Raw genomic sequence first — 26,304 nt, 5'->3', positions numbered from 1 at the left:
CAATGTTGATGATGATCGTTCGATTTTTCGCCGCGGCCACCCTGCTGATGTCGCTGCTGCACCCCGCATTGGCCGCCGACGCCATATTTCCGCCCGGCGTCCGCATCGGGCTCGCGCCCCTGGTGGGACTCGCCAAGGCCAAGACGTTCTCCGGCTTCGAAACCGAGGACCAGAGCGTCAAGGTGCTGCTGACCGAACTGCCGGCGGCCGCCTATGGCGAGGTGAAGAATGCGTTTACCGCCAATCCCGCCGGGACCGGCAGCGTCAAGCCGGAGAGCATCGAGACCGCTGCCGGCACCGCCTACTACACGGTGGAGAACGGCCGGGATGGCGCCACGCCAGTGCGGCGCTACTCGATGATCCTGCCCGGCAACGGCTTCTCCGGCTACGTGGCCGTGCAGATCCCGGAGACCGCGAGCCGGATCTATACCGACGATGCCGTGCGCCAGATGTTCGCCTCCGCCGTCGTCCGCAAGGACGTTCCGGTCGACGAGCAGCTCGCGATGATGCCGTTCAAGGTCACCGACCTCTCCGGGTTCAAGACCATCCGCACGCTCGGGCCGGGCGCCCTGATCCTGGCCGATGGCGAAGAGGACAAGGGCTTCGAGGCCGCGCCCTTCGTGGTGATCGGGCTGGTGGCCGGCGTCGCCCCGGAGGCAGGCGACCGCGCGCGCGTCGCGCAGCAGGCGGCCACCACCATTCCGGGCGTCCGCGAAGCGCGCATCACGATGTCCGAGCCGATCCGCATCGACGGCCAGCCGGCCTATGAGACCCGGATCGACGCCACCAGCGGCAAGGACAATACGCCGGTGACGGTGGTGCAGTGGCTGCGCTTCGGCGGGCCGAACACGTTGCGGATCATCGGCAGCGCGCCGCGCGACCAGTGGTCGGCGGCCTTCCCGCGCTTCCGCGCCGTCCGCGACGGCATCCAGCCGAGAGGCTGAGACCAGTCCGGCATCGGACGTCGTGATCACGTCGGCCGCTCGCCGTGAGACGGACTACAAAGTTGGCCGACAAACAAGAAGCCACGGGCATCGTTGCCCGTGGCTTGTTCGTTCGATCGACAGGACGGCAGCAGGACGCCTGCCTATGCTCGCCGTCAGGCGGCGCTGTTCGACTGATCGTTGCTCGCCGCCGGCGCCGCCTTCGCGCCACCCTTGGACACGCCGACCAGCGCGGGACGCAGCACGCGCTCGCCGATCATGAAGCCGGCCTGCACGACCTGCACCACGGTACCGGACGGCACCGACGGATCCGGGACCTCGTACATCGCCTGCTGGAAGTTGGGGTCGAACTTCTGTCCCGTCGGATCGAACTTCTTGACGCCGTTCTTCTCCAGCGTGTTGAGCAGCGAGCGCTCGGTGAGCTCAACGCCCTCGATCAACGACTTCAGGCCCGCATCGGCATTGGCGCGTGTCTCGGCCGGCACGGCATCGAGCGCGCGCTGCAGATTGTCGGCGATGTCGAGCACGTCGCGCGCGAAGCCGGTGATGCCGTACATGCGCGCATCGGCGACTTCACGGGCCGTCCGCTTGCGCAGGTTCTCCATTTCCGCCAGCGTGCGCAGCATCTTGTCGCGCGCGTCGGCCGCCTCCTTGGCAAGCGCCTCGGCCGAGCCGGCCTCAGGATCATCGGGCATGATGTAGGGCTTGGAGACGACGGGTTCGCTGGCCTGCGCCGGGTTTTCCGGATCATTCTTATGCAGGTCGGGATCGGTCATGGACAGACTCGCAAGTTCGGCTGACGGGTTTGGGGATATGGGGCGGGATATCGTGCTTTGGGCGTCGAAAATCAAGCGCAGCCTGACCATCGCGCCCGAAGGCGCTGTCCGCGGGTTAACCAGGTCACGCGTCAGCCGCCCAGCAACCGGCTGACCAGACGCGCGGCATAATCGACCGTCGGAATCACCCGGGCATAGTTGAGCCGGGTCGGACCGATGACGCCGAGCACGCCGACGATGCGGCCCGTGGCGTCGGAATAGGGCGACACGATCGTCGACGAGCCCGACAGCGAGAACAGCTTGTTCTCCGAGCCGATGAAGATGCGGACACCTTCCGCGCTCTCCGCCCGTCCGAGCAGATCGACGACGCCGCGCTTGGTCTCGAGATCGTCGAACAGCCGCCGGACACGCTCGAGATCTTCGAGCGCATGCAAATCCTCGAGCAGGTTGGCGTGGCCGCGCACGATGAGCTGCCGCTCGTCGCTGTCCCCTCCGGACCAGCTCGCGACTCCGGCGGCGATCACCTTCTGCGTCAACTGATCGAGCTCGGCACGGTCATGCGCCAGCGCGGTCTCGAGCTCGAGCCGCGCTTCCGCCAGCGTCCGTCCTCTGATGCGGGCATTGAGGAAATTGGACGCCTCGGTCAGCGCCGAAGACGGCACGCCCGGCGGCAGGGTCAGGACCCGATTCTCGACCTGTCCGTCCTCGCCGACCAGAACGACGAGCGCGCGCTCGGGCTCGAGCCTGACGAACTCGATGTGCTTCAGCCGGGTGTTGGATTTGGCGGTGAGAACCACGGCAGCGGCACGGGTCAGACCCGACAGCCGGGTCAGCGCTTCATCCAGCGCCGCTTCGACCGACTGCGCCCGGCCGACGGCCGCGAGCTGGCTCTGGATCGACTGCCGCTCGGCCTCCGTCATGTCGCCGACCTGCATCAGGGCGTCGACGAAGAAGCGCAGGCCAGCCTCGGTCGGCAGCCGGCCGGCCGAGGTGTGCGGCGCGTAGATCAGGCCGAGCTGCTCGAGATCGGCCATGACGTTGCGCACCGAGGCCGGCGACAGCGGAACCGCGATCAGCCGCGAAATGTTGCGCGAGCCGACCGGTTCGCCGGTCGCCAGATAGCTTTCGACGATCTGCCGGAAGATCTCGCGCGAGCGCTCGTTCAGGTGCGCCAGACCGGCCGGCGGTGTCATCAGGTTGATCGGATCGTGGTGGGCCACCAGATGAACTCCTCCCAGCTGCCTATAATGTGTCCATGCGGCGGCTCGGTGGCAAGCCGGTCGGCGCTCGCGGGCGAAGCCATGATAAACCCTTGCCGCTGCCTGTCCCGGCTCCTACAAGGCCCGTCAAAGTCGGTCTTTCGCGCGCTTTCACGGAGAGAATCATGCGGCCGAGCCGCCGTGCACCGGATGAACTGCGGGCCGTGAGCCTGGAACGCGGCGTCGTCAAATACGCCGAGGGCTCCTGCTTGGTGAAGTTCGGCGACACCCATGTCCTGGTCACCGCCACGCTCGAGGACCGGCTGCCGCCCTGGCTCAAGGGCCAGGGACGCGGCTGGATCACCGCCGAATACGGCATGCTGCCGCGCGCCACGCTGGAACGGACCCGGCGCGAGGCCTCCGCAGGCAAGCAGACCGGCCGCACCGTCGAGATCCAGCGCCTGATCGGCCGCTCGCTGCGCACCGCGATCGACCTGGAAGCGCTCGGCGAGCGCCAGATCACGGTCGATTGCGACGTGCTGCAGGCCGATGGCGGCACGCGCACGGCGTCGATCACCGGCGCCTGGGTGGCGCTGGCCGACTGCATCAAGTGGATGAAATCGCGCAACATGATCAAGACCGAGGTGCTGCGCGCCAACGTCGCCGCAATCTCCTGCGGCATCTACAACGGCACGCCGGTGCTGGATCTCGACTACGCCGAGGACTCCGAGGCCGAGACCGACGCCAATTTCGTCATGACCGGCGACGGCCGCATCATCGAGGTGCAGGGCACGGCGGAGAAGACGCCGTTCACCGAGGCCGAATTCCTGGCGCTGATGGCGCTCGCCCGCAAGGGCGTCGCGCGGCTGGTCGACCTGCAGAAGATGGCGGTCGCGTGAACAGCCCGCACCGCAAGCTCACCGGTCGCATCATCATTGCGACCCACAATCCCGGCAAGCTTGCCGAGATGCGCGAGCTGCTCGCCCCCCATGGCGTCGAGGCGGTGTCGGCCGGCGATCTCGGCCTGGACGAGCCGGACGAGACCGGCGAGACCTTCCAGGCCAACGCCCGCATCAAGGCGGTCGCCGCGGCCAGAGCCGCGCAGCTTCCTGCCTTTGCCGACGATTCCGGCATCGTGGTTCATGCGCTCGATGGGGCGCCGGGGATCTATTCGGCGCGCTGGGCCGGACCGGACAAGGATTTCGGCGGCGCGATGACGCGCATCGAGCGCCTCCTGCAGGAGCGGGGCGCGACTGGTGCCGACAAGCGCAGCGCCCATTTCGTCTCGGCGCTGTGCGTGGCGTGGCCGGACGGTCACGTCGAGGAGGTCGAGGCGCGGGTCGACGGCACCCTGGTCTGGCCGCCGCGTGGCACGGCGGGCTTCGGCTACGACCCGATGTTCCTGCCAGAGGGCCACGACCGGACCTTCGGCGAGATGACCAGCATCGAGAAACATGGCCTGCCGCCGCTCGGGCTCGGCCTGTCGCACCGGGCGCGCGCCTTCGTGAAACTCGCGGAGATCTGTCTTGAGCAGCGCTGACAGCGAAGCGTTCGGCGTCTATGTGCACTGGCCGTTCTGCCTGTCGAAATGTCCGTATTGCGACTTCAACAGCCACGTCCGGCATGCCGCCATCGATCAGGACCGCTTCGCCCGCGCCTTTGCGCAGGAGATCGCGACCACGGCCGCCCGCATTGGGCCGCGCACCGTCACGTCGATCTTTCTCGGCGGCGGCACCCCGTCGCTGATGCAGCCGCAGACGGTCGGCGCCATTCTCGACGCGATCGGCCGGCACTGGCACGTCGCTGGCGATGTCGAGGTGTCGCTCGAAGCCAACCCGACCAGCGTCGAGGCGACCCGCTTTGCCGGCTATCGCGCCGCCGGCGTCAACCGGGTCTCGCTCGGCGTCCAGGCGATGGACGATGCGTCGCTCAAGATGCTCGGCCGCCTGCACACCGCCGAGGAGGCGATGAAGGCGGTCGCGATCGCGCGCCATGCATTCGAGCGCTATTCGTTCGATCTGATCTACGCGCGGCCCGACCAGACGCCGGCGATGTGGACCGAGGAGCTGACGCGGGCGATCGGCGAGGCGGCTGAGCATTTGTCGCTGTATCAACTGACCATCGAGGAAGGCACGCCGTTCTTCGGCCTGCACGCCGCGGGCAAGCTGAAGACGCCGGACGAAGGCCTGGCGCGCACCTTGTACGACGTCACGCAGGAGATCTGTGGCCGTCACGGACTGCCGGCCTATGAGATTTCCAATCACGCCCGGCCCGGCGCGGAGTGCCGGCACAACCTCGTCTACTGGCGCGGCCACGAATATGCCGGCATCGGCCCGGGCGCCCATGGCCGCCTCGACATCGGCGGCATCAGGCACGCGACCGCGACCGACAAGCGGCCGGAGGCCTGGCTGATGCGGGTCGAGTCCAACGGTCATGGTGTGATGACCGACGACGAGCTCAACCGCGAGGAGCGCGCCGACGAATTCCTGCTGATGGGGCTGCGACTGGCCGAGGGCATCGACCCGCAGCGCTACGCAAGGATCTCCGGCCGCACGCTCGATCCGCGCCGCATCGCGCTGCTGCGCGAGGAGGGCGCGATCGCGGTCGATCCGGACGGGCGGCTGCGCGTGACCCAGGACGGCTTTCCGGTGCTCGACGCGGTCGTCGCCGACCTCGCCGCCTGAGAAGTGCTGCGACTCACGTCGCGCTGAAACTCTTCGGCGCGCCGGCGACCGCCTGTCCGCCACCCGAACCGACGCGCATCACCGCAAGCCCGCGCTCATTGGTGCCGTCGCTGCGGAACCGGAACAGCCCGTCGATGCCGGCGAAGCCGGATGCATTGGTCAGGACATCGGGCGCGAAACGCTGGTTGCCCTGGGTGCGCGCCAACGCGGCCACGAGCGCCACCGCATCATAGGCGAGGGTCGCCGTACGTACGGGATCGCCGCCGAATCGCGTCCGGTAGCGGCCGGCAAAGGCGCGGAAGCCGGAGGGATCCGGCGCGGCATAGAGGCCGCCCTGCAGGCTGGCGCTGGCATAGACGCGCGGATTGTCCCACAGCCCTGTGCCGAGCAACTGGATGTTGCGCAGATTGGCGCCGGCAGCGGTCAGCGCATCGGCCGTCGCCGCGACCGATTCGCCGTCATCGGCCAGCAGCAGCGCATCGGCGCCGCCGAGCGCCTGCGCCACCGTGCGCGCAGGCCCGTTGCGGTCGCCGGAATATTTCTCGAATGCCACGATGCGTCCGCCGCGGCGGCTGACCGCGGTCTTGAACGCCCCCTCGACGACGGTGCCGTAGGCATTGTCGGGCAGCAGCGCCGCGAACGAGCGTTTGCCGACGCTGGCGGAATATTCGACGATGCGGCTGGCATCGGACTCCGGCAGGAAGCTGAGCAGATAGACGCCGCGCCCCGCCACACTCGAATCGGTCGAAAAGGCGATGACCGAGATGTTGCGCGCGCGCGCCACCTGAGCCGTCGCCGGCACTGAGCCCGCGAACAGGGGGCCGAGAATGATCTCGGCGCCTTCGTCGCAGGCCTGCTGCGCGCCCTGCTGCGCCCCTTGCGGGCTGCCGGCGTCGTCCTTGATCAGGAGCTGGATGTTGGGGTTCTGAAACTCGGCCAGCGCCATCTCGGCGGCGTTCTTCATCGATTGCGCGGCGACGCCGGCATTGCCCGACGCCGACAGCGGCAGAATCAGCCCGACCTTGACCTGGCCGTTGCCGGCCACCGCCGGTTGCTGCGGCGGTCCCGCCGGCGCGGTCGGCTGCTCGAACGGATTGAAGCCCTGCTGGACGTTGGAGCACGCCGACAGCAGCGGCGCGCCGACGATCAGGCCCAGCGCCGTTCGCCGGGCGACCCCATGGGGTCCCGGACCGAGAGAGTTGGGATGACGCGGGCCCACCATGGCATCTCTTCGTTCGGCCGAGTCCGGCCAGAAGTTCCCCAAACGCACGTCCCGCAGGCCGTGCAGATTCACTCATATTGTCGACGAATAGTTAAGCAAAACAAAAGGCTGTCAGCGCCACACAGCCGATCAATTCGACGTTTTGCACGGCCTATCCCCTGCTCGTACACACCCTCATCGAGGTGCAGCTTCGAACTTGAAGCTGCGATGAACGGCCCCCCCGTGCCGATCGGCACTTCAAAATCGCTGCGCGGCTGTTCCCCTGTGGCAATCCCGCGGCAGGCCCTTTAAATTACCTCGATGGGCGCGAAGGCAATCCCCAAGACGTCGCCGGATGACGGCAAATCTTCCACCACGTCGACCTATCTGGTGGCGGGGCAGATCGTTGCGGCGCCCAAGGCGCGGCCTGGATTGCATCTGGTGGCGACCCCGATCGGCAATCTCGGCGACATCACGCTGCGCGCGCTGGAAACCCTGGCCGGCGCCGACCTCATCTTGTGCGAGGACACGCGAATCACCCGGCGCCTGACCGAGCGCTACGGCCTCAGCGCGGAACTCGCAGCCTATCATGAGCACAATGCCGAAGCCGTCAGACCCAGGATCCTGCAGCGCCTCGCCGAAGGCGCGGCCATCGCGCTGGTGTCCGACGCCGGCACGCCGCTGATCTCCGATCCCGGCTACAAGCTGGTGCGCGAGGCGTGTGAGGCCGGGCATGTTGTCACCGCGCTGCCGGGACCTTCCGCCGTGCTCGCGGCGCTCAGCGTGGCCGCGCTTCCGACCGACCGCTTCTTCTTCGAGGGGTTCCTGCCGGCCAGGCAGCAGGCGCGGCGTACGCGGCTGTCCGAGCTCGCGCGGATCGACGCGACGCTGGTGCTGTTCGAAGCCGGCAACCGGGTGCAGGAGACGCTGGCCGACCTCGCCGATGCCATGGCGGGACGTCAGGCCGCGATCTGCCGCGAGCTCACCAAGCTGCACGAGGAGGTGCTGCGCGGCGCCATCGGCGATCTCGCTGCGGAGGCCGGCGATCTCGAAACGCGCGGCGAGTTCGTGCTGGTGATCGGTCCGCCGCCGCGCGGCGCCGGGGTGCTGACGCCGGATGCGCTCGACGCCGTGTTGAAGGATCTGCTGCAGCGATCGAGCGTCAAGGATGCCGTGATGCATGCCGTCGAGCTGTCCGGCCGGCCGCGCCGCGAAGTCTATGCGCGCGCGCTCGAGCTGGTGAAGGACGCGCGGTCAGGGTCGGCCGATGGCGAAGACTGAGCGCGTCTCCCCTGACAAGCCGGCGAAGACGGCGGCACCCGAACGCGTCGCCGCCTTCCGCACCGGATTATCGGCGGAAGCCCGCGCCGCAGCGCTGCTGATCGCCAAGGGCTATCGCATCCTCGCCAAACGCTTCCGCACGCCCCAAGGCGAGATCGACATCATCGCGCGCAGGCGCGGCCTGGTTGCCTTCGTCGAGGTCAAGGCGCGTGCCTCGCTCGACGATGCCGCCTATGCGGTGACGCCGCGCCAGCAGCAGCGCATCATCGATGCCGCGCAGGCCTGGTTGATGGCGCATCCCGACCATGCCGAATTGGAGCTGCGCTTCGACGCGATTCTGGTTGCGCCGCGCAGCCTGCCGCGCCATCTGGTAGCGGCGTTCGACGCCAGCACCTGACATGAACTGATTGCAGAGAGCAGGGACCTGCCCATGAAACTGAACGTCGCCGTCCAGATGGACCCGATCGCGCGCATCAACATCCGCGGCGACTCGACCTTCGCGATGCTGCTCGAAGCGCAGCGGCGCGGCCATGGCCTGTGTTACTATACGCCCGACAAGCTGTCGCTGCGCGGCGGCGAGCTCTATGCGCCGGTGCAGGCGCTGACGGTGCGCGACCAGGTCGGCGACCATTTCACGCTCGGCGAACCGAAACCGACCGCGCTGACATCCTTTGATGTCGTGCTGCTGCGGCAGGATCCGCCGTTCGATCTCGCCTACATCACCTCGACGCATTTCCTCGAGCGCATCCATCCGAAGACGCTGGTGGTCAATGATCCCGCAAGCGTCCGCAACGCGCCGGAAAAGCTGTTCGTGATGAACTTCCCGCAACTGATGCCGCCGACCTTGATCTCGCGCGATCTCGACGAGATCAACGCCTTCCGCGATCAGCACGGCGCTGTCGTGATGAAGCCGCTGCATGGCCATGGTGGCGCGGCGGTGTTTCGGGTGATGCCGCAGGATATGAATTTCGGCTCGCTGTTCGACATGTTCTCGGTGACGTTCAAGGAGCCCTGGGTGATCCAGCGCTTCCTCCCCGAGGTGAAGCACGGCGACAAGCGCATCATCCTGGTCGACGGCGAGTTCGCCGGCGCCGTCAACCGCGTGCCGGCAGCAGACGATCTGCGCTCCAACATGGTGCGCGGCGGCGCCGCGCAGGCCACCGATCTCAGCGCACGCGAGCGCGAGATCTGCGACACGCTCGGTCCGGAATTGCGCGCGCGCGGCCTGCTGCTGGTCGGCATCGACGTGATCGACGGCAACCTCACCGAGATCAACGTGACGTCGCCGACCGGCATCCGCGCGATCTCGCGGCTCGGCGGACCCGACATCGCCGCCCGCGTATGGGACGTCATCGAGAGCAAACGGCGCTGATCAGGCGCCGTCCCACATGGCTGGGGATAAGGCCAACCAACGCGGTCAGTCCGATGCGTCCGAGGCGATGCGGAATCGCTGACATCGCCGCAATTCATGGTATGACGCGGGTCTCATGCGTCTCGTCCTGACCACCTGGAACATCAACTCGGTGCGCCTGCGCATCGACCTCGTCGCCAAGCTCATCAAGCAGGTCAGGCCCGATGTGCTGTGCCTGCAGGAGACCAAGTGCATCGACGACGCCTTTCCGCTGAAGCGCTTCAAGAGGCTCGGCTATGAGCACGTCGCGCTGAACGGGCAGAAGGGCTATCACGGCGTCGCCGTGATCTCGAAATGGCCGTTCGAGGAGACCAACGTCCGCACCTTCTGCGACAAGGTGGATTCGCGCCACATCACGGTGGCGTTCGGCGAAAAGGCGCAGCTCGCGCAGCCGCTGGTGCTGCACAATTTCTATGTGCCCGCAGGCGGCGACATTCCCGACCCCGCGCTCAATCCGAAATTCGAGCACAAGCTGCAATTCCTCGACGAAATGAAGGCGTGCGAGCCGCTGCATCCACGCGGCGACGACCGGCATATCCTGGTCGGCGATCTCAACGTCGCGCCGCATGAGCACGATGTCTGGTCGCACAAGCAGCTCCTGAAGGTGGTGTCGCACACGCCGATCGAATGTGAAAAGCTGTTGGCGGCGCAGACCCATGGCGAATGGGTCGATGTCGCTCGCGAGCGCATCCCGATGTCGGAGAAGGTCTACACCTGGTGGAGCTACCGCGCGGCCGACTGGACCGTCGGCGATCGCGGCCGAAGGCTCGACCACATCTGGGTGTCACGCGCACTGAAGGACCGGGTCAGCGATTTCAGGATCCTGCGCGACGCCCGCAGCTGGGAGCGGCCGTCGGATCACGTGCCGGTCACGGTGACTCTGGACGTGTCGTAGCGGACCCGCGCGGTCACGAAGTCAGCTTGGCCCCGGCCGCCATGATGTCGTTGGCGATTCGGCTGGCGCGGTGGGCGAACTCGTCGCGCAGCCGGCGCGCCGCCTTGGCGTCGCTTTCCAGCACACGCTGAAACAGGCTGCGCGAGATCCGCACCACGGTCGAATATTCCAGGGCCGTCGCGGTCGCCGGGCGCCGCATCTCGACCAGCAGCGCCAGCTCGCCGATCAGCATGGTCGGCGTGGCGACGATCTCGGCACCGACCTCGTCGCTGATGCGCAACGACCCGCGCTGCACGACATAGCCGCAATCGGCGGTGTCCCCCTCGCGGAACAGGGTCTCTCCGCTCTGGATGTTACGCTGCTCGGAGCCGATGGCGATCATGCGCAGCGAGTCGCTTCCCAGCAGGCGCAATGTTGGGACCCGCTCCAATAGCGCAATATCGTCTTCGATCGACATCAAGGGCCCGGGGAAGGCTGAATGGAACCAATATCATAAATGGCGAAACCGCCATCCCCGAACCTATCACGGTACCAACTTGTAGCCACCGGCCTCCGTCACCAGAATCTCCGGATTCGCGGCATCTTTCTCGATCTTCTGCCGCAGACGGTAAATGTGCGTTTCCAGCGTGTGGGTGGTGACGCCGGAATTGTAGCCCCAGACCTCCTGCAACAGCGTCTCGCGCGACACCGGCTGCTGGCCGGCGCGGTACAGGAAGCGCAGGATCGCCGTTTCCTTCTCCGTCAGGCGGACCTTGCGGGCGTTGGCGCCGGTCAGCATCTTCGAGCCCGGCCGGAAGCTGTAGGGGCCGACCGAGAACACCGCGTCCTCGCTGGCCTCGTGCTGGCGAAGCTGGGCCCGGATGCGTGCCAGCAGCACGGCGAAGCGGAAGGGCTTGGCGACATAGTCGTTGGCGCCGGATTCGAGCCCGAGAATCGTGTCCGAATCGGTATCGTGCCCGGTCAGCATGATGATCGGCGCCTTGAAGCCGCCCTTGCGCAGGGACCGCACCACTTCGCGGCCATCGGTGTCGGGCAGGCCGACGTCCATCAGAACCAGGTCGGGTGAATTGGCCTTTGCGGCGGTGGCGCCTTTGGCGCCGGTATCGACGGCCTGGGCTTCGAACTCGTCATGCAGCGAGAGCTGCTCCATCAGGGCATCGCGCAGATCGGTGTCGTCATCCACGATCAGGATCTTGCGGGCATTGGCCATTGTACAATCCTCTAGGTGGCGCCGGCGGGATCGGATGGGTGGCGCCGTCAACGGTGGGCAAACAGGCTCATCAGCCCTGTTCCGTCTTGAAGTAGGGGGCTGTTACCGATTCACAAGCGCCCGGGACTCTACTCCAGAATTGAGCAGGGATTGAGATGATTGTCCTGTTCGACCCTCGCGGCGGACCATTTGCCGACATTAAGGCAATTACCGGGCAATCCATGGCAATGAAAAGGCACGTTGTTTCATGTCGTTAGCGAAGGTGAAGCCTGGCATGCCAGCATCGCGGATCTCGATTCGCACCAAAGCCGGGTCGCGGCAGCGCGGCTGGCTCCATGTCTGGGGCCATGTCATCCCGGTGGCGCTCGGCCGCGGCGGCGTCCTGGCCAACAAGCGCGAGGGCGATGGTGGCACCCCCCGGGGGACCTTCCGGCCCCGGCGGCTGTGGTGGCGGGCCGATCGTCATTCGCGTCCGCGCACCTTTCTGCCGGTCCGGCCGATTGGCCCGGAGGATGCGTGGTGCGAGGACCCGGCCGACCGGCATTACAACCAGGCGATCCGGCTGCACGGCGACCATCCCGGAGACCGGCTGGCGCGCCAGGACCATCTGTACGATTTCATCATCGAGATCGACCACAACACGCGGCCGCGGATCGCCAGCCGCGGCAGCGCCGTGTTCCTGCATCTAGCGCGGCCGAATTTCGGCCCGACCGCAGGCTGCGTGGCCATGACCCGGCCGGCGATGCTGCGTCTGTTGCAAAGAATCGGTCCGCGCACCAGAATCGTCATCGAATGAGAAGCGAGTTGGGGGAGGACGTCATGCGCGCACCGGATCAGCCAGCCAGCGCCGCGGGCATCCTGCGCCAGCATTGGAGCGAAGGCAGCAAGCTGGCAGAGCTGCCGCCGGAGCTGCGTCCGAGAGACCGCGCCGAAGGCTATGCCATCCAGGCCGAGCTCGAGCGCCACTCGCCCAAGCCATTATTTGGCTGGAAGATTGCGGCGACCAGCGAGGCCGGCCAGCGCCATATCAATGTCGCCGGTCCGATGGCCGGGCGGATCCTGGCCGAAACGGTGCTGCCGGTCGGCGGCACCGCGTCGATGGCCGGCAACGCGATGCGGGTCGCCGAGCCGGAGTTCGCGTTCCGCCTCGGACGCGATCTGCCGCCCAGACCGACACCTTATGATGTCGCGGAGGTGCTGGCCGCGGTCGACACGCTGCACCCCGCGATCGAAATTCCCGATTCGCGGTTCGCCGACTTCGTCAGCGCCGGCGAGGCGCAACTGATCGCCGACAATGCCTGCGCGCATCTGTTCGTGCTGGGCGAGGCCAGCACCGCCGACTGGCGCAGCCGCGACCTGATCGCGGAGCGGCCGCGCATCGCGCTGCGTGGCGAGACCTTCATCGGCCACGGCCGCAACGTGCTCGGTGATCCGCTGATAGCGCTGGCCTGGCTGGTCAACGAGCTCAGCGCGCTCGGCGTGCCCGCGCGGGCAGGGCAGGTGGTCACGACCGGCACCTGTCATCCGCCGCTGCCGATCGGCAGCGGGGACCACATGGAGGCCGATTTCGGCGATCTGGGGCAGGTATCGGTGCGGTTCGAGTAGGGACCGGCCGCGACCGCGCCCCTCCTTCAGCGATGCCCGAAGATCGCCGAGCCGACCCGGACATGCGTGGCGCCGAACTGGATGGCGGTGGCGAAATCGGCGCTCATGCCCATCGACAGATGCGCGAGGCCGTTGCGGGCGGCGATCTTGGCAGTCAGCGCGAAATGCGGCCCCGGTGCTTCGTCGACCGGCGGAATGCACATCAGCCCTGAAATCGCGAGCCCGTAATCCGTGCGGCAGGCGGCGATGAAGGCGTCGGCGTCGCCGGGCGCGATGCCCGCCTTCTGCGGCTCCTCGCCGGTATTGATCTGGACGAACAGCTGCGGATGCCGGCCCTGGACGGAAATCTCCTTGGCAAGCGCCACGCACAGACTTGGCCGGTCCACCGAATGGATGGCGTCGAACAGCGCGACCGCCTCCTTGGCCTTGTTGGATTGCAGCGGCCCGATCAGGTGCAGTGCGAGCCCCGGATGCGCGGCCATCAGCGGCGGCCACTTGGCTTTGGCTTCCTGAACGCGATTTTCACCGAACACGCGCTGTCCGGCCGCGATCACCGGCTCGATCGCGTCGGCATCGAAGGTCTTCGACACAGCGATCAGCGTGACCGAGCCGCGATCACGTTTGGCGTCGCGGCAGGCGCGCAGAATCTCCTGCTCGACGGCGGCGAGCGCGGACGGCGAGGACGAGGTTGAGGCGTTCGATTCATCAGGCACGATGGCGTCCGTCGGTAGATTTACGGGTTTGGCTGCAATTTTACGGAGTTCGAGAAAGGGTTCTTGAGCCCTTCTCCTTACCCTTCACGGCCGGGGGTAGGGGGAAGAAATGCCAAGCATCCGGTTCAATCGCAATAGAGTGAAGCTGAACCGGCTGATGGGGATCCGCGCCCGGCTGGCGCTGCTCGCCCTGATCCTGGTCGCGCCGCTGATGCTGGAACGCGCGCGCTCGCTGGAAAGCGCCAGGACAAGGCAGATCGCACTCGCATCGGAGGAATTCTCCGGCCTCGCCCGGCAAAGCGCCGACATGCAGCGCGAGGTCATCATGTCGGTGGAGACGGTGCTGAAGTCGACGGCCTATGTCCGGGCGTCGAGCACCGGCGTGAGCCGCAGCTGCGACATGATGCGCGCCAGCCTGCCGGCGACCCTGCCGTGGATCCGCACCCTGATGATCGCCGGCCGCGACGGCCGCATCCAGTGCTCGACCAACAACCAATATGTCGGGCTCGATTTCAGCGACCGGCCGTATTTCCGTGGCGCCCAGGAATCACGTGATTTCGTGTTCAGCGACTACCTGCTGTCGAAGCCGTCGCACGTGCCGATCGTCATGGCCGCCTATCCGGTCGGCGCGATCACCGGCGAGCCGGACGCGGTGATGCTGGCGAGCGTGAACCTGGAATGGATGTCCAAGATCATGAACAATCTTGGCGGCCGCCCCGGCATCACGGCGGTGCTGGTCGACAGCGAAGGAACCGTGCTGGCGGCGCCCGCCGACCGCAACGAGCTGATCGGCCGGCCGCTCGACAGCGTGCCGTTGTTGTCGGCCGTTGCCGAGACCGCCCTGAGTTCGGGGAAGCCGAGCGAGACGATGAGTTTCACGGCGGCGGATGGCTCCAAGCGCGCGATCACCTTCACTCGGATCGCCGACACCGGATCGCGGCTGATCGTCAGCATCGATGAGACCCGCGTCACCGCCGCCATCGACCGCGAGATCCGCAACGCCTATCTGCAGGCTGGCCTCGTCTGCCTGATCGTGCTGCTCGGCGCGCTGATCGCCGCCGAGAAGCTGATCGTGAAGCCCGTCAGCATGCTCGCGGCGACCGCCAAGCGCTTCGGCCACGGCCACTGGTCGGCGCGCGTCACCACCAAGCATCTGCCGTCGGAGTTCGTTCCGCTGGCAAAGTCCTTCAATGCGATGGCCGCCAAGCTCGGCCAGCGCGAGCGCGAGCTGGTCGCCGCCAATGACCGGCTGACGGTGATGGCGTCGATCGACATGCTCTCGGGCCTCGCCAACCGCCGCGGCTTCCAGAACCGCATCGACGTCGAATGGAGCCGCGCGCAGCAGGCCGGCACCGAGCTGTCGCTGCTGATGATCGACGTCGACCACTTCAAGCTCTACAACGACACGTATGGGCACCCTGAGGGTGACGCCTGCCTGTCACGTCTCGGCGAGACGCTGTCGCAGATCGCCGGCGCAATGACGGCTTTCGCCGGCCGCTATGGCGGTGAGGAGTTCTGCCTGTTGTTGCCGGGCATGGGCGCCAGAGAGGCGCTCGCGGTCGGCGAGCAGGTACGCGCCACGGTTCTCGAGCTCGAGCTGCCGCACGCGACGTCGGCGCATCGGTGCGTCACCGTGAGCGTCGGTGTCGCCTCGACCCGGCCGAACGAGTCGCTGACGCCCTCCGACCTGATCGAAGCCGCCGATGCCGCGCTCTATGCGGCCAAGCATCGCGGCCGCAACACGGTCATCGCGCATGGCTTCGCGGATGTCGCGGATGACAGGAGCGGCGTGGCACGCGCAGGATAGGGCTGCGGCGGCGGCCTGCGATCAGCCGACCGCGAGCTTCTGGTCGAGCTCGAGCTCGCTGACCACGCGGTTGCGGCCGAGCTTCTTGGCGAGATACAACGAGCGGTCGCAACGGTCGATCAGATCAGCCATCGATTCGCCGAACTGGAACTGGCCGACGCCGATTGACACCGTGATCTGCGGCAACACCTCGCCGGTCGAGCGCCGCGTGAACTGACAATCGGCGATGGTGCGCCGGATGCGTTCGGCGATGACGGTGCAACCTTCGAGGTCGGTCTGCGGAAGCACCGCGATCAGTTCCTCGCCGCCGTAGCGTGCGGGAAGATCCTTGTCGCGAACGCGCTCGCGCAATGCCTTGGCGACAAGGCGCAGCACCTGATCGCCGACGCCATGGCCGTAATTGTCGTTGAACTTCTTGAAGTGGTCGACGTCGATCAGGAGGACGCTGAGCGGTTCGTCGCGCTCCATCGCCTCGACCTGCGCATGGCGGAAGAACTCTTCGAGCGCGCGCCGGTTCGGCAATCCGGTCAGCGTGTCCGTGCGTGCGCGCTGCTCCGACTTGTTGAGCGAGTCTCGGATGGTGTCGAGCTCGCGTGACTTCTCGGCAAAGCTCGCTTCGAGTTTCGCCGCACGCGCGGTCGCCTGGGCGAGCTCGCTGACCAGGTTCTCGATCAGGATCTTCGGATCGACGCCCTGCTCGCTGCGTTCGGCGACGCCATCGATCGCCGCCATGTGTGTGCGGTTGTCGGCGATCGCGGCCGTCAGATACTGCTTGGCGGAGTCCATCACGCCATGCAACTGCTGCGAGACTTTGTGGACGACAGCCGCTTCCGTACCCTGCTGGCCGATGTACGTGTCGAACAGCGCCTGGTTGGTGGTCTTGTCGAACTTGCGCTTGTTGCTGACCAGGATGTCGACGGCGCGCTTGAGATCCGACGCCGAGCCCAGTGAGTACTTGAACCACAGATGGAAGTTGTTAGGCGTCGGTGGCACGCGCTGTTGAGCCATGGATTTCATGGCCTTTTCCGCGACCGTCGTCGCGTACTCGAAGTCAAGCTCGTCGAACGTAGCGCCGGACACGATGTGGAGTGATCCCAGATGCGGGCTGATGCCTGGATGTATGCACTCAGTCTCCCATTCAAGTCTTAACCGTGCCTCAATCGAACCTTCGACACTGCCGGCAGAGGCTGCAAAAAAACTCACGATTACCGTCGCTTAGCGGATGCCCAAAATGGTATCATCATCTGTCGCCCCATTGACCGGGCTGCCGCTTTTGTGGCCTAGTCCGCCGTCTTCAAACGACGCGAATCCTCGAAAATTACAAGCGATTCCATGACATCCGAACGCTACAACGCCCGTGAAGCCGAGCCGCGCTGGCAGCGCCAGTGGGACGAAAAGGCGATCTTCGCCACCAGGAACGACGATCCGCGTCCGAAATACTACGTGCTCGAGATGTTTCCCTATCCGTCGGGACGCATCCATATCGGGCATGTCCGTAATTATACGCTGGGCGACGTGCTGGCGCGCTTCATGCGTGCCAAGGGCTTCAACGTGCTGCACCCGATGGGCTGGGACGCGTTCGGCCTGCCGGCCGAGAACGCCGCGATCGAGCGCAAGGTGGCGCCCAAGGCGTGGACCTACGACAATATCGCGGCGATGAAGAAGCAGCTGCGCTCGATCGGCCTGTCGCTCGACTGGGCGCGCGAGTTCGCGACCTGCGATCCATCCTACTACAAGCACCAGCAGAAGATGTTCCTCGACTTCATGCAAGCGGGGCTGGTCGAGCGCGAGAAGCGCAAGGTGAACTGGGATCCGGTCGACATGACCGTGCTCGCCAACGAGCAGGTCATCGACGGTCGCGGCTGGCGCTCCGGTGCGGTGGTCGAACAGCGTGAGATGAACCAATGGGTGTTCAAGATCACGAAGTACTCGCAGGAGCTGCTGGACGCGCTCGATGGTCTCGACCGCTGGCCCGACAAGGTGCGGCTGATGCAGCGCAACTGGATCGGCCGCTCCGAAGGCCTGCTGATCCGCTTCGCGCTGGATCCCAAGACGACGCCGGCGGGCGAGACCGAATTGAAGATCTTCACGACGCGGCCGGACACGCTGTTCGGCGCCAAGTTCATGGCGATCTCGGCGGACCATCCGCTGGCGCAAGCCGCGGCCGCCAAGAACCCGGAGCTCGCCGCGTTCGTCGCCGAGATCAAGCGGATCGGCACCGCGCAGGAGGCGATCGACACCGCGGAGAAGCAGGGCTTCGACACCGGCATCCGCGCCGTGCATCCGTTCGATCCGAGCTGGACCTTGCCGGTCTATGTCGCGAACTTCGTGCTGATGGAGTACGGCACCGGCGCCATCTTCGGCTGCCCGGCGCATGACCAGCGCGACCTCGACTTCGTCAACAAATACAATCTCGGCAACACGCCGGTGGTCTGCCCCGAGGGTCAAGACCCGGCGAGCTTCGTCATCACCGACACCGCGTTCGACGGCGACGGCCGCCTGATCAATTCGCGCTTCCTCGACGGCATGACGATCGCGCAGGCCAAGGACGAGGTCGCCAAGCGGCTGGAGACCGAGCAGCGCGCTGGCGCCGCCGTCGGCGAGCGCCAGGTCAATTTCCGGCTGCGCGATTGGGGCATCTCGCGCCAGCGCTATTGGGGCTGCCCGATCCCGGTGATCCACTGCCCGACCTGCGATGTCGTGCCGGTGCCGGCCAAGGACCTGCCCGTGGTGCTGCCGGACGACGTCACCTTCGACAAGCCGGGCAATGCGCTCGACCACCATCCGACCTGGAAGCACGTCACCTGCCCCGCATGCGGGGGCAAGGCGCAGCGTGAGACCGACACCATGGACACCTTCGTGGATTCGTCCTGGTACTTCGCGCGCTTCACCGATCCATGGAACGAGACCGCGCCGACGACGCCGGCCGTGGCCAACCGGATGATGCCGGTCGACCAGTATATCGGCGGCGTCGAGCACGCGATTCTGCATCTGCTCTACAGCCGGTTCTTCACCCGCGCGATGAAGGCCACCGGCCACGTCGCGATGGACGAGCCGTTCGCCGGCATGTTCACACAGGGCATGGTGGTCCACGAGACCTATCAGAAGGCCGACGGCACCTACGTCAACCCGGCGGAGGTCAAGATCGAGATCGGCGGCAACGGCCGCCGCGCCGTGCTGGCCGCCACCGGCGAGGACATCACGATCGGCCCGATCGAGAAGATGTCGAAGTCGAAGAAGAACACCGTCGACCCCGACGACATCATCGAGAGCTACGGCGCCGACGTCGCGCGCTGGTTCATGCTGTCGGACTCGCCGCCGGACCGCGACGTGATCTGGAGCGACGAGCGGGTGCAGGGCGCGGCGCGCTTCGTCCAGCGGCTGTGGCGGCTGGTCAACGAATCGGTCGCGGCAGCGGCCGAGGCGCCCTCCTCCCGCCCGGCCGCGTTCGGCCCCGACGCGCTGGCGCTGCGCAAGGCTGCCCACGGCGCCCTGGACAAGGTGACCGGCGGCATCGAGCGGCTGCACTTCAACGTCTGCCTGGCGCATATCCGCGAGTTCGCCAATGCGCTGGCCGACGTCCTGGCGCGGCCGGCCAAGCCGGCGGCCGACCTGGCCTGGGCGATTCGCGAGGCCGCCGGGATCCTGGTGCAGCTGTTCTCGCCGATGATGCCGCATCTGGCCGAAGAATGCTGGCAGGTGCTGGGTCAGACCGGGCTGATCTCGGAGGCCTCCTGGCCGCAAATCGAACGAGATTTGCTGGTTGAGGACAGCATGACCCTGGTCGTCCAGGTCAACGGCAAGAAGCGCGGAGAAGTCACAGTCGCCAGCAACGCGCAGAATCCGGAAATTGAGGCTGCCGTTTTGGCCCTCGATGCAGTAAAACTGGCGCTGGATGGCAAACCCGTCCGCAAGGTGATCATTGTTCCCAAGAGGATCGTGAATGTCGTCGGCTAGGTTTCGGATCGCTGCTCGGCTTGTTGCCGTGGCCGCTTTGGCCGCGCTGACGGCAGGCTGCTTCCAGCCGATGTATGCAGAGCATACCGACGGCACGCCCGGCCTGCGCGAAAAGCTGATGGGCATCGAGCTGCCGCCGGTCGACAAGCCGAACGCCTCGCCCGAGGCGCGCATCGGCGTCGGCATCCGCAACGCGCTCGCCTTCAAGCTGTACGGCACCGCAACCGGCACGGCGCCGACCCACAAGCTGGTCCTGCGATTGCAGACCAGCCGGTCCTCGCTGATCGTCTCGCAGACCACCGGCCTGCCGACCACCGAGAATGTCGGCCTCGACGTGCAGTACAATCTGGTCGAGCTGGCGACCAACAAATCGGTCATGACCGGAACGACCTTCGCACGCACCTCCTATGACATCCCCGGCTCGTACCAGCGTTTCGCCCGGCAGCGGGCCTTCCGTGACGCCGAGGATCGCGCCTCCGAGGAGGTCGCCGAGAAGATCAAAACGCGGCTCGCGGCCTATTTCACCGCGGGCACCTGACGCACGGCTGACATCGCCGTGGTCGCGCTGCGCGGACGAGACATCGATGCCTTCCTGGCCAAACCGGACGCCGCTCGTCCGCTGATCCTGTTGTACGGTCCGGATACCGGCCTGGTTCGCGAGCGCGCCGAGGCCCTCATCGCTTCGGCCGTCGACAACCCCGATGATCCCTTCTCCGTGGTCAGGCTCGACGGTGACGAGCTCTCCGCGGAGCCGTCGCGCCTCGTCGACGAAGCCATGACCGTGCCGCTGTTCGGCGGCCGCCGGGCCATCCGGGTGCGCGCCGGCTCGCGCAATTTCGCCAGCGGCGTCGAGACGCTCAGCGAGATGAACGTGCGGGACTGCCGCGTCGTGATCGAGGCCGGCGACATCCGCCCCGATTCGCCACTGCGCAAGATTTGCGAGAAGGCCAGAACGGCGGTGGCGATCGGCTGCTACCCGGACACCGAGCGCGATCTCGCCAAGCTGATCGACGACGAATTGCGCTTGGCCTCGCTGCGCATCTCTCCGGAGGCCCGCGCCTATCTGATGGCGCTGCTCGGCGGCGACCGCCAGGCCTCCCGCAACGAGCTGCGCAAGCTGACCCTGTTCGCCCACGGCGAAGGCGAGGTGACGCTCGACCACGTGATGGCCGTGGTCGCCGACGCCTCGGAGATGAAGCTCGATCCGATCGTCGACGGCGCCTTCGGCGGCAAGCCGGAAATGGTCGAGACCGAGTTCGGCAAGGCGATGATCGCGGGCACCTATCCCGGCGTCATCATCTCCGCCGCGCAGCGACATGCCGCATGGCTACACAAATCGGCGCTCGCCGTCGCTTCCGGCACGCCAGTCTCGTCCATCCTCGAAGGCGGCTTCCCCCGGCTGCACTTCTCGCGCAAGCCGAGCGCCGAGACGGCGCTGCGCAATTTCTCCCCTGCCCGCCTGCTGCCGATCATCGACCAACTGGCGACAGCCGCGCTCGACATGCGCAAGCAGCCGGGATTGGCGGCAGCGATCGCGCAGCGGACGCTGCTGTCGATCGCGGTCGCGGCACGGCGGAAGGGGTGATGGTCAGTGCGCCGGCTCCCTGAATACGGCGTCGAGAACTTCAGCCCGAGTGGACCCGAGATCGCTCTCCAACCTCAGCCGTCATTCCGGGGCGCCCGAAGGGCGAGCCCGGAATCCATCGGGCTACAGGATCTGCTGAGAGATGGATTCCGGGTTCGTGCTTCGCACGCCCCGGAATGACGGAGGAGAGAGTCGTGTGCTCGCTTTGGCAATCGCGACGAAAAACACAGCCGTAGCTCTTCCAAATTATTAGCTCGTCATGCCCGGGCTTGACCCGGGCATCCATCCGCTTCGTCCAAAAAAATGGATGGCCGGGTCAAGCCCGGCCGTGACGTAGGTGAGAGCGGAGCAACGAACTCATGGAGGCCCGAGGCACAGCCGCGGCGGCGCAATGAGCGCCACGACCTAACAACCTAGCCCTGCTCCAGCCGGCGCATCACCTCGTCGAGCTGCTCGAGGCTGCGGTAGGTGATCTGCACCGTGCCGCCGGGGTCGCGGTGGCTGATCGACACCGAAAGGCCGAGTGCATCGCCGACGCGCTTCTCCAGCGCGATGGTGTCGGCGTCCTTCTTCTCCGCCGGCGCGCTGCCGCTGCTGCGCGGCTTCTGCGGCTTGCGCTCCGGCACGCCCTCCTCATGCGCCAGCGCCTCGGTCTGCCGGACGTTCAGCCCTTCCGCGATGATCTTCTTCGCCGCCGACATCGGATCCGGCAGGTTGATCAGCGCTCGCGCATGGCCGGCCGAGATCTGCCCGGTCGCGATGAAGCCCTGCACCTCGGCCGGCAGCTTGGTCAGCCGCATCATGTTGGCGACGTGGCTGCGGCTCTTGCCGACGATCTTGGCGATGTCTTCCTGGTTGCGTTTGAACTCGTTGGCGAGCGCGTGATAGCCCTGCGCCTCCTCCATCGGATTGAGATCCTCGCGCTGCACGTTCTCGATGATCGCGAGCTCCAGCGCATCGCTGTCGCTGACATCGACCGGAACGATCGGCACCTCGTGCAGGCCGGCGGCTTGCGAGGCGCGCCAGCGCCGCTCGCCGGCGATGATCTCGTAGCGGTCGTGCTGGCCCTTCACCGGACGCACCACGATCGGCTGGATCACGCCATGCTGCTTGATCGAGGCCGAGAGCTCGGCGAGCTCGCCGTCGGAAAACGTCTTACGCGGATTGCGCGGGTTCGGCTTGAGGAATTCGATCGGCACTTTGCGCTGATTGCGCGGCCGCTCCGGCGGCGCGCCGGCCTCGCGGCCGACGTCACCGATCAGACTTGCGAGACCCCGGCCCAATCGCGATCGCGACTCGTCGGCCATCGCCTTCTCCTTTGGATTCACGTCACGCTCCGCTTGCGTCTGCTGCCGATCGGGTCCCGCCGGCACAATGAACGAGGGAGCGGATTCATTTCGGAATCCGCTGCCGTCCTCGAATGAGATCCGGGCGACGAGGTCCCCCGGAGCAGAGGCAAAGTCAGTTCGTGCGCAGGTCACGCTCGCGCTGAATGACTTCGGTCGCGAGCTTGAGATAGGCCTCGCTGCCGACGCACTTCAAGTCGTAGACCAGCACCGGCTTGCCGTAGGACGGCGCTTCCGAGATGCGCACGTTGCGCGGGATCATCGTGTTGTAGACCTTCGATCCCATGAACTGGCGGACGTCGGCGACCACCTGGTTCGACAGGTTGTTGCGCGAGTCGAACATCGTCAGCACGATGCCGTGGATCGAGAGGTTCGGGTTCAAGGTCGAGCGCACCTGCTCCACGGTCTGCAACAGCTGCGACAGACCTTCGAGCGCGAAGAACTCGCACTGCAGCGGCACCAGGATCGCGTCGGACGCGGCCATCGCATTGACCGTCAGCAGGTTCAGCGACGGCGGACAATCGACCAGCACGTAGGTGTAGTCGTTCTCCGGCGAGACGTTGTTGTTGAGGCCGGCGATCGCATCGCGCAGACGGAAGGCGCGGTTGGCGGTGGAGCCGAGCTCGAGCTCGAGCCCCGACAGGTCCATCGTCGAGGAGGCGATGTGCAGCCGCGGCACGGCCGTCGCAACGACGGCGTCGCGCAGCGAGGCCTCGCCGATCAGCACGTCATAGGTCGAGCAGTTGCGGCTGCCACGGTCGATGCCGAGGCCGGTCGAGGCGTTGCCCTGCGGATCGAGATCGACGATCAGCACCCGCTCGCCGATCGCGGCCAGCGCCGTACCGAGGTTGATCGCGGTCGTGGTCTTGCCGACCCCGCCCTTCTGATTGGCGAGCGCCAGGATGCGCGGATGCCCCTCCGGGTGAGGAGCCCTATCTTCTTGATAAATCTGATCAATTACGGCCATGCGCGATCGCCATTGGTTGTCGTCTTGACGGAATTCAGCTCTGTCGCTCGATGCAATCGATTGCGACGATCCAGCCCTGCCCGCCCGTCCGGCTGGAGTGAAGTTTCGACTCAATTTTCCAATACTTAGTAGATTCGGTCAATTCCGCTTCTACATCTTGACCCTTGAGAAACAGCGCTCTCGCGCCTTTTTTCACCAAGGGCTCCGCAAAGCCGATGAGCTGATGTAGCGGAGCAAGCGCGCGTGCGGTCACGCAATCGACTCGCCCGCCCCACTTCTCCACGATATCCCCGATCTCTGACAAATGCACGATCCCCGGAGCGCCGGTGACGCGAATTGCCTCGCGCAGGAAGGCGGCCTTCTTGGCGTTGCGCTCGACCAGATGGACCTGGGCACCATCCCGCTCGGCCAGGGCGCAGGCGAGGACGACGCCCGGGAAGCCGCCGCCGCTGCCGAGATCAATCCAGATCCGGGCGTCGGGCGCGAGGTCCAGGAGCTGAAGCGAGTCGGCGATGTGGCGCGTCCAGAGATGCGGCAAGGTCGACGGCGCGATCAAATTGGTCTTCGCCTGCCACTCCAGCAGCAGTGCGACGTAGCGATCGAGACGCTGCTCCGTTTCACGTGAAACGGGAGTCAGCGCGAGCGCTGCCGCCTTGTCCGATTCGATCATCTTGGATGCCACCGCTGGCGATGCCTGTTTCACGTGAAACGCCTCAACCCGTGGCCTTGCTTCGACGCGCTTCGCGGCGGAGATAGGCCGCAAGGATCCCGAGCGCCGCCGGCGTCATGCCATCGATCCGGCCGGCCTGCCCGATCGTCCCCGGCCTAGCCGCCGTCAGCTTCGCTCGCGCCTCATTGGAGAGACCTGGGACGAGCGCATAGTCGACGTCACCGAGCACCAGGCTTTCGTCGCGCCGGAAGGCGTCGACGTCCTGGCTCTGCCGGCGGACATAGACATCATATTTGGCATCGATCTCGAGATGGATGACGATGGCGGGATCGATCGCGCCGAGCTCCGGCCAGATCGCCCTCACCTCGGAAAAACCGATCTCCGGATAGGCCATCAGTTCGAAGGCCGAGCGGCGCTGGCCATCCTTGTTGAGCGTGAAGCCATGCTTCGCCGCCTCGTTGGGCGTGATCGTCAGCGACCTCGCCATCGCGCGGGCAGCTTCCAACGCGCCCATCTTGCTTCGATGGAAACGCGCACGATCAATGCCGACACAGCCGAGCGCGATGCCCTTGTCGGTCAGCCGCTGGTCCGCGTTGTCCGCCCGCAGCGTCAGCCGATACTCGGCGCGGGAGGTGAACATCCGATACGGCTCGGTGATCCCCCGCGTGACGAGGTCGTCGATCATCACCCCCAGATAGCCATCGGCGCGATCGAATACGACCGGCCCGCCGCCGCCCGCGGCCAGCGCGGCATTGAGGCCCGCGACCAGACCTTGAGCTGCGGCCTCCTCATAACCGGTCGTGCCGTTGATCTGGCCAGCGAGGAACAGACCCTTCATCCGCTTGGTCTGCAGGGTCGGCTCGAGCTCACGCGGATCGACGTGGTCGTACTCGATGGCATAGCCCGGCCGGATCATCCGGACCCGTTCGAGACCCGGGATGGTCGGCAGCAGCGCGAGCTGGACCTCCTCCGGCAGCGAGGTCGAGATGCCGTTCGGGTAGACCGTCGTATCGTCGAGCCCTTCGGGCTCCAGGAAGATCTGGTGACCGTCGCGGTCACCGAAGCGGACGATCTTGTCCTCGACCGAGGGACAGTAACGCGGCCCGGTCGACTTGATCTGCCCGGAGTACATCGGCGAGCGATGGACGTTGGCGCGGATCACCTCGTGGGTTGCGGTCGTCGTCCGGGTGATGCCGCATTGGATCTGCGGGGTGGTGATCCTGTCGGTCAGGACGGAGAACGGCTCCGGCGGATCGTCGCCGGGCTGCATCTCGACCGCGCTCCAGTCGATCGTCGATCCATCCAGGCGCGGCGGCGTGCCGGTCTTGAGGCGGCCGAGCCGAAATCCGATGGCTTCGAGAGACTGGGACAGCCCCAGCGCCGGCGCCTCGCCGACCCGGCCGGCCGGCCAGGTCCTCTCACCCAGGTGGATCAGACCACGCAGGAACGTGCCGGTCGTGATGACGACAGCGCCACAGATGAAGGTCCGGCCGTCAGCCAACCGCACCCCTGCCACCCGTCCGCCGGTAGCGATCAGTTCGTCCGCCTCGCCTTCAATGACGGTGAGGTTTGGGGTCTCCCGGATCGCCGACTGCATCGCCGCGGCGTAGAGCTTGCGGTCGGCCTGGGCGCGTGGACCTCGAACGGCCGGTCCTTTCCGGCGATTCAGAACGCGAAACTGGATGCCGCCGGCGTCGGCGACGCGACCCATCAAGCCGTCGAGAGCGTCGACCTCGCGAACCAGATGTCCTTTTCCCAGTCCTCCGATGGCCGGATTGCAGGACATGGCCCCGATCGTCGCGAACTGATGGGTGATCAGCGCGGTTAGGGCGCCCATGCGCGCCGCGCCCGCCGCGGCTTCACAGCCGGCGTGGCCGCCACCGATGACGACGACGTCGTAGGATGTCAGATGCTGGATCATGGGGCTTATCTAACGCCTGCAGACAATGCTCGGAAGACGTTTCACGTGAAACATTCGCCGACGTCGAATCCTCGTTGTTTCACGTGAAACACGACCAGCGGTCCCATCGTGTTTCACGTGAAACATCCTGAC

General features: G+C 66.4%; 25 protein-coding genes. 14 read left to right on the top strand and 11 right to left on the bottom strand.

Going from position 1 to position 26,304, the window contains the following annotated elements:
• Positions 1–8 precede the first annotated feature (8 nt).
• Complete coding sequence (locus tag QX094_RS12370) at positions 9–944, top strand: hypothetical protein (RefSeq protein WP_315716825.1); 936 nt, start codon at positions 9–11, stop codon at positions 942–944.
• Between the two features lie 155 nt (positions 945–1,099).
• On the opposite strand, the gene grpE is transcribed toward QX094_RS12370, so the two are convergent.
• Both grpE and hrcA read right to left on the bottom strand, forming a co-directional pair.
• Positions 1,100–1,720 (bottom strand): nucleotide exchange factor GrpE, encoded by a 621-nt coding sequence (gene grpE, locus QX094_RS12365; RefSeq protein WP_315716824.1) that lies wholly within the window; start codon positions 1,718–1,720, stop codon positions 1,100–1,102.
• 131 nt (positions 1,721–1,851) lie between these two features.
• On the bottom strand, positions 1,852–2,940 hold the full coding sequence (hrcA, locus tag QX094_RS12360; RefSeq protein WP_316173482.1) for a heat-inducible transcriptional repressor HrcA: 1,089 nt from the start codon (positions 2,938–2,940) through the stop codon (positions 1,852–1,854).
• Between the two features lie 164 nt (positions 2,941–3,104).
• On the opposite strand from hrcA, the gene rph reads away from it, so the two are divergent.
• From rph to hemW, 3 genes are read left to right on the top strand one after another with little or no spacing between them, the layout of a single operon-like run.
• Positions 3,105–3,818, top strand: coding sequence for a ribonuclease PH (gene rph, locus QX094_RS12355; protein ID WP_315716822.1), 714 nt, complete (start codon positions 3,105–3,107; stop codon positions 3,816–3,818).
• Entirely contained in the window at positions 3,815–4,459 is a 645-nt protein-coding gene (gene rdgB, locus QX094_RS12350; protein WP_316173481.1) for an RdgB/HAM1 family non-canonical purine NTP pyrophosphatase, read from the top strand. Before rph ends, rdgB begins: the two co-directional genes overlap by 4 nt.
• Positions 4,446–5,603 (top strand): radical SAM family heme chaperone HemW, encoded by a 1,158-nt coding sequence (hemW, locus tag QX094_RS12345; RefSeq protein WP_316173479.1) that lies wholly within the window; start codon positions 4,446–4,448, stop codon positions 5,601–5,603. Before rdgB ends, hemW begins: the two co-directional genes overlap by 14 nt.
• Positions 5,604–5,616: 13 nt before the next feature.
• Here hemW and QX094_RS12340 read toward each other — a convergent pair whose 3' ends face one another.
• Complete coding sequence (locus QX094_RS12340; protein WP_316170007.1) at positions 5,617–6,825, bottom strand: penicillin-binding protein activator; 1,209 nt, start codon at positions 6,823–6,825, stop codon at positions 5,617–5,619.
• A gap of 300 nt (positions 6,826–7,125) precedes the next feature.
• On the opposite strand from QX094_RS12340, the gene rsmI reads away from it, so the two are divergent.
• The 4 genes from rsmI (at position 7,126) to QX094_RS12320 (ending at position 10,391) form a co-directional block, all read left to right on the top strand.
• Positions 7,126–8,085 carry a 16S rRNA (cytidine(1402)-2'-O)-methyltransferase gene (gene rsmI, locus QX094_RS12335; RefSeq protein WP_315716818.1) on the top strand — a complete coding sequence of 320 codons (960 nt, stop codon included), beginning with the start codon at positions 7,126–7,128 and terminating at the stop codon, positions 8,083–8,085.
• Positions 8,072–8,482: a YraN family protein gene (locus tag QX094_RS12330; RefSeq protein ID WP_315716817.1), complete on the top strand. Its 411-nt coding sequence runs from the start codon at positions 8,072–8,074 to the stop codon at positions 8,480–8,482. Before rsmI ends, QX094_RS12330 begins: the two co-directional genes overlap by 14 nt.
• Before the next feature lie 33 nt (positions 8,483–8,515).
• Positions 8,516–9,457 carry a glutathione synthase gene (gene gshB, locus QX094_RS12325; RefSeq protein WP_315716816.1) on the top strand — a complete coding sequence of 314 codons (942 nt, stop codon included), beginning with the start codon at positions 8,516–8,518 and terminating at the stop codon, positions 9,455–9,457.
• Positions 9,458–9,572: 115 nt separating this feature from the next.
• Entirely contained in the window at positions 9,573–10,391 is an 819-nt protein-coding gene (locus QX094_RS12320) for an exodeoxyribonuclease III (RefSeq protein WP_315716815.1), read from the top strand.
• 13 nt (positions 10,392–10,404) lie between these two features.
• Here QX094_RS12320 and QX094_RS12315 read toward each other — a convergent pair whose 3' ends face one another.
• Together QX094_RS12315 and QX094_RS12310 are read right to left on the bottom strand one after the other, a co-directional pair.
• Positions 10,405–10,848 (bottom strand): cyclic nucleotide-binding domain-containing protein, encoded by a 444-nt coding sequence (locus tag QX094_RS12315; RefSeq protein ID WP_315716814.1) that lies wholly within the window; start codon positions 10,846–10,848, stop codon positions 10,405–10,407.
• Between the two features lie 66 nt (positions 10,849–10,914).
• Positions 10,915–11,601 carry a response regulator transcription factor gene (locus tag QX094_RS12310; protein WP_315716813.1) on the bottom strand — a complete coding sequence of 229 codons (687 nt, stop codon included), beginning with the start codon at positions 11,599–11,601 and terminating at the stop codon, positions 10,915–10,917.
• 274 nt (positions 11,602–11,875) lie between these two features.
• Here QX094_RS12310 and QX094_RS12305 point away from each other — a divergent pair, with 274 nt between their 5' ends.
• Positions 11,876–12,397, top strand: coding sequence for a L,D-transpeptidase (locus QX094_RS12305; protein ID WP_316183655.1), 522 nt, complete (start codon positions 11,876–11,878; stop codon positions 12,395–12,397).
• A gap of 23 nt (positions 12,398–12,420) precedes the next feature.
• Entirely contained in the window at positions 12,421–13,206 is a 786-nt protein-coding gene (locus QX094_RS12300; protein ID WP_315750505.1) for a 2-keto-4-pentenoate hydratase, read from the top strand.
• A 26-nt stretch (positions 13,207–13,232) separates the two neighbouring features.
• Here QX094_RS12300 and QX094_RS12295 read toward each other — a convergent pair whose 3' ends face one another.
• Positions 13,233–13,919, bottom strand: a complete 687-nt coding sequence (locus tag QX094_RS12295; RefSeq protein WP_316183653.1) for a YggS family pyridoxal phosphate-dependent enzyme — start codon at positions 13,917–13,919, stop codon at positions 13,233–13,235.
• A 109-nt stretch (positions 13,920–14,028) separates the two neighbouring features.
• Between QX094_RS12295 and QX094_RS12290 the strand changes: the two genes are divergently transcribed.
• The gene (locus QX094_RS12290) at positions 14,029–15,726 is read left to right on the top strand and encodes a diguanylate cyclase domain-containing protein (protein ID WP_316173475.1); all 1,698 of its coding nucleotides are present in this window, start codon (positions 14,029–14,031) and stop codon (positions 15,724–15,726) included.
• A gap of 21 nt (positions 15,727–15,747) precedes the next feature.
• Here QX094_RS12290 and QX094_RS12285 read toward each other — a convergent pair whose 3' ends face one another.
• Positions 15,748–16,734, bottom strand: a complete 987-nt coding sequence (locus QX094_RS12285; protein ID WP_315716957.1) for a GGDEF domain-containing protein — start codon at positions 16,732–16,734, stop codon at positions 15,748–15,750.
• A gap of 324 nt (positions 16,735–17,058) precedes the next feature.
• On the opposite strand from QX094_RS12285, the gene leuS reads away from it, so the two are divergent.
• From leuS to holA, 3 genes are read left to right on the top strand one after another with little or no spacing between them, the layout of a single operon-like run.
• Entirely contained in the window at positions 17,059–19,683 is a 2,625-nt protein-coding gene (leuS, locus tag QX094_RS12280) for a leucine--tRNA ligase (RefSeq protein WP_316159332.1), read from the top strand.
• Entirely contained in the window at positions 19,670–20,221 is a 552-nt protein-coding gene (gene lptE / locus QX094_RS12275; RefSeq protein ID WP_315716807.1) for an LPS assembly lipoprotein LptE, read from the top strand. The genes leuS and lptE overlap by 14 nt, the downstream gene beginning before the upstream one ends.
• Positions 20,222–20,239: 18 nt before the next feature.
• A complete protein-coding gene (gene holA, locus QX094_RS12270) occupies positions 20,240–21,268 on the top strand; it encodes a DNA polymerase III subunit delta (RefSeq protein ID WP_315716806.1) in 1,029 nt (342 codons plus the stop codon).
• A 413-nt stretch (positions 21,269–21,681) separates the two neighbouring features.
• Here the strand turns inward: holA and QX094_RS12265 are convergent, their stop codons facing one another.
• The 4 genes from QX094_RS12265 to mnmG all read right to left on the bottom strand — a co-directional run bounded on the left by QX094_RS12265 (position 21,682) and on the right by mnmG (position 26,172).
• On the bottom strand, positions 21,682–22,575 hold the full coding sequence (locus tag QX094_RS12265) for a ParB/RepB/Spo0J family partition protein (RefSeq protein ID WP_315716956.1): 894 nt from the start codon (positions 22,573–22,575) through the stop codon (positions 21,682–21,684).
• Positions 22,576–22,729: 154 nt separating this feature from the next.
• On the bottom strand, positions 22,730–23,581 hold the full coding sequence (locus QX094_RS12260) for a ParA family protein (RefSeq protein ID WP_315716805.1): 852 nt from the start codon (positions 23,579–23,581) through the stop codon (positions 22,730–22,732).
• Between the two features lie 34 nt (positions 23,582–23,615).
• Positions 23,616–24,284, bottom strand: coding sequence for a 16S rRNA (guanine(527)-N(7))-methyltransferase RsmG (gene rsmG, locus QX094_RS12255; protein WP_409999204.1), 669 nt, complete (start codon positions 24,282–24,284; stop codon positions 23,616–23,618).
• A gap of 10 nt (positions 24,285–24,294) precedes the next feature.
• Positions 24,295–26,172 (bottom strand): tRNA uridine-5-carboxymethylaminomethyl(34) synthesis enzyme MnmG, encoded by a 1,878-nt coding sequence (gene mnmG, locus QX094_RS12250; RefSeq protein ID WP_316173471.1) that lies wholly within the window; start codon positions 26,170–26,172, stop codon positions 24,295–24,297.
• Positions 26,173–26,304 lie beyond the last annotated feature (132 nt).

Source organism: Bradyrhizobium sp. SZCCHNS1050 (assembly GCF_032484785.1).
In the GTDB taxonomy this organism is placed as follows: domain Bacteria; phylum Pseudomonadota; class Alphaproteobacteria; order Rhizobiales; family Xanthobacteraceae; genus Bradyrhizobium.
The sequence above is the reverse complement of the archived record's forward strand: the minus strand, read 5'-3'. Positions and strand labels throughout refer to the sequence as shown.

Excerpts from the sequence above, each read along its gene's own strand:
- mnmG (WP_316173471.1), bottom strand. The coding sequence starts at position 26,172 with ATGATCCAGCATCTGACATCCTACGACGTCGTCGTCATCGGTGGCGGC.
- QX094_RS12290 (WP_316173475.1), top strand. The coding sequence starts at position 14,029 with ATGCCAAGCATCCGGTTCAATCGCAATAGAGTGAAGCTGAACCGGCTG.
- QX094_RS12305 (WP_316183655.1), top strand. The coding sequence starts at position 11,876 with ATGCCAGCATCGCGGATCTCGATTCGCACCAAAGCCGGGTCGCGGCAG.
- QX094_RS12370 (WP_315716825.1), top strand. The coding sequence starts at position 9 with ATGATGATCGTTCGATTTTTCGCCGCGGCCACCCTGCTGATGTCGCTG.
- QX094_RS12315 (WP_315716814.1), bottom strand. The coding sequence starts at position 10,848 with ATGTCGATCGAAGACGATATTGCGCTATTGGAGCGGGTCCCAACATTG.
- QX094_RS12310 (WP_315716813.1), bottom strand. The coding sequence starts at position 11,601 with ATGGCCAATGCCCGCAAGATCCTGATCGTGGATGACGACACCGATCTG.
- QX094_RS12330 (WP_315716817.1), top strand. The coding sequence starts at position 8,072 with ATGGCGAAGACTGAGCGCGTCTCCCCTGACAAGCCGGCGAAGACGGCG.
- QX094_RS12300 (WP_315750505.1), top strand. The coding sequence starts at position 12,421 with ATGCGCGCACCGGATCAGCCAGCCAGCGCCGCGGGCATCCTGCGCCAG.
- gshB (WP_315716816.1), top strand. The coding sequence starts at position 8,516 with ATGAAACTGAACGTCGCCGTCCAGATGGACCCGATCGCGCGCATCAAC.
- leuS (WP_316159332.1), top strand. The coding sequence starts at position 17,059 with ATGACATCCGAACGCTACAACGCCCGTGAAGCCGAGCCGCGCTGGCAG.
- QX094_RS12265 (WP_315716956.1), bottom strand. The coding sequence starts at position 22,575 with ATGGCCGACGAGTCGCGATCGCGATTGGGCCGGGGTCTCGCAAGTCTG.
- grpE (WP_315716824.1), bottom strand. The coding sequence starts at position 1,720 with ATGACCGATCCCGACCTGCATAAGAATGATCCGGAAAACCCGGCGCAG.
- QX094_RS12340 (WP_316170007.1), bottom strand. The coding sequence starts at position 6,825 with ATGGTGGGCCCGCGTCATCCCAACTCTCTCGGTCCGGGACCCCATGGG.
- rph (WP_315716822.1), top strand. The coding sequence starts at position 3,105 with ATGCGGCCGAGCCGCCGTGCACCGGATGAACTGCGGGCCGTGAGCCTG.
- QX094_RS12260 (WP_315716805.1), bottom strand. The coding sequence starts at position 23,581 with ATGGCCGTAATTGATCAGATTTATCAAGAAGATAGGGCTCCTCACCCG.
- lptE (WP_315716807.1), top strand. The coding sequence starts at position 19,670 with ATGTCGTCGGCTAGGTTTCGGATCGCTGCTCGGCTTGTTGCCGTGGCC.
- QX094_RS12320 (WP_315716815.1), top strand. The coding sequence starts at position 9,573 with ATGCGTCTCGTCCTGACCACCTGGAACATCAACTCGGTGCGCCTGCGC.
- QX094_RS12285 (WP_315716957.1), bottom strand. The coding sequence starts at position 16,734 with ATGGCTCAACAGCGCGTGCCACCGACGCCTAACAACTTCCATCTGTGG.
- rsmI (WP_315716818.1), top strand. The coding sequence starts at position 7,126 with ATGGGCGCGAAGGCAATCCCCAAGACGTCGCCGGATGACGGCAAATCT.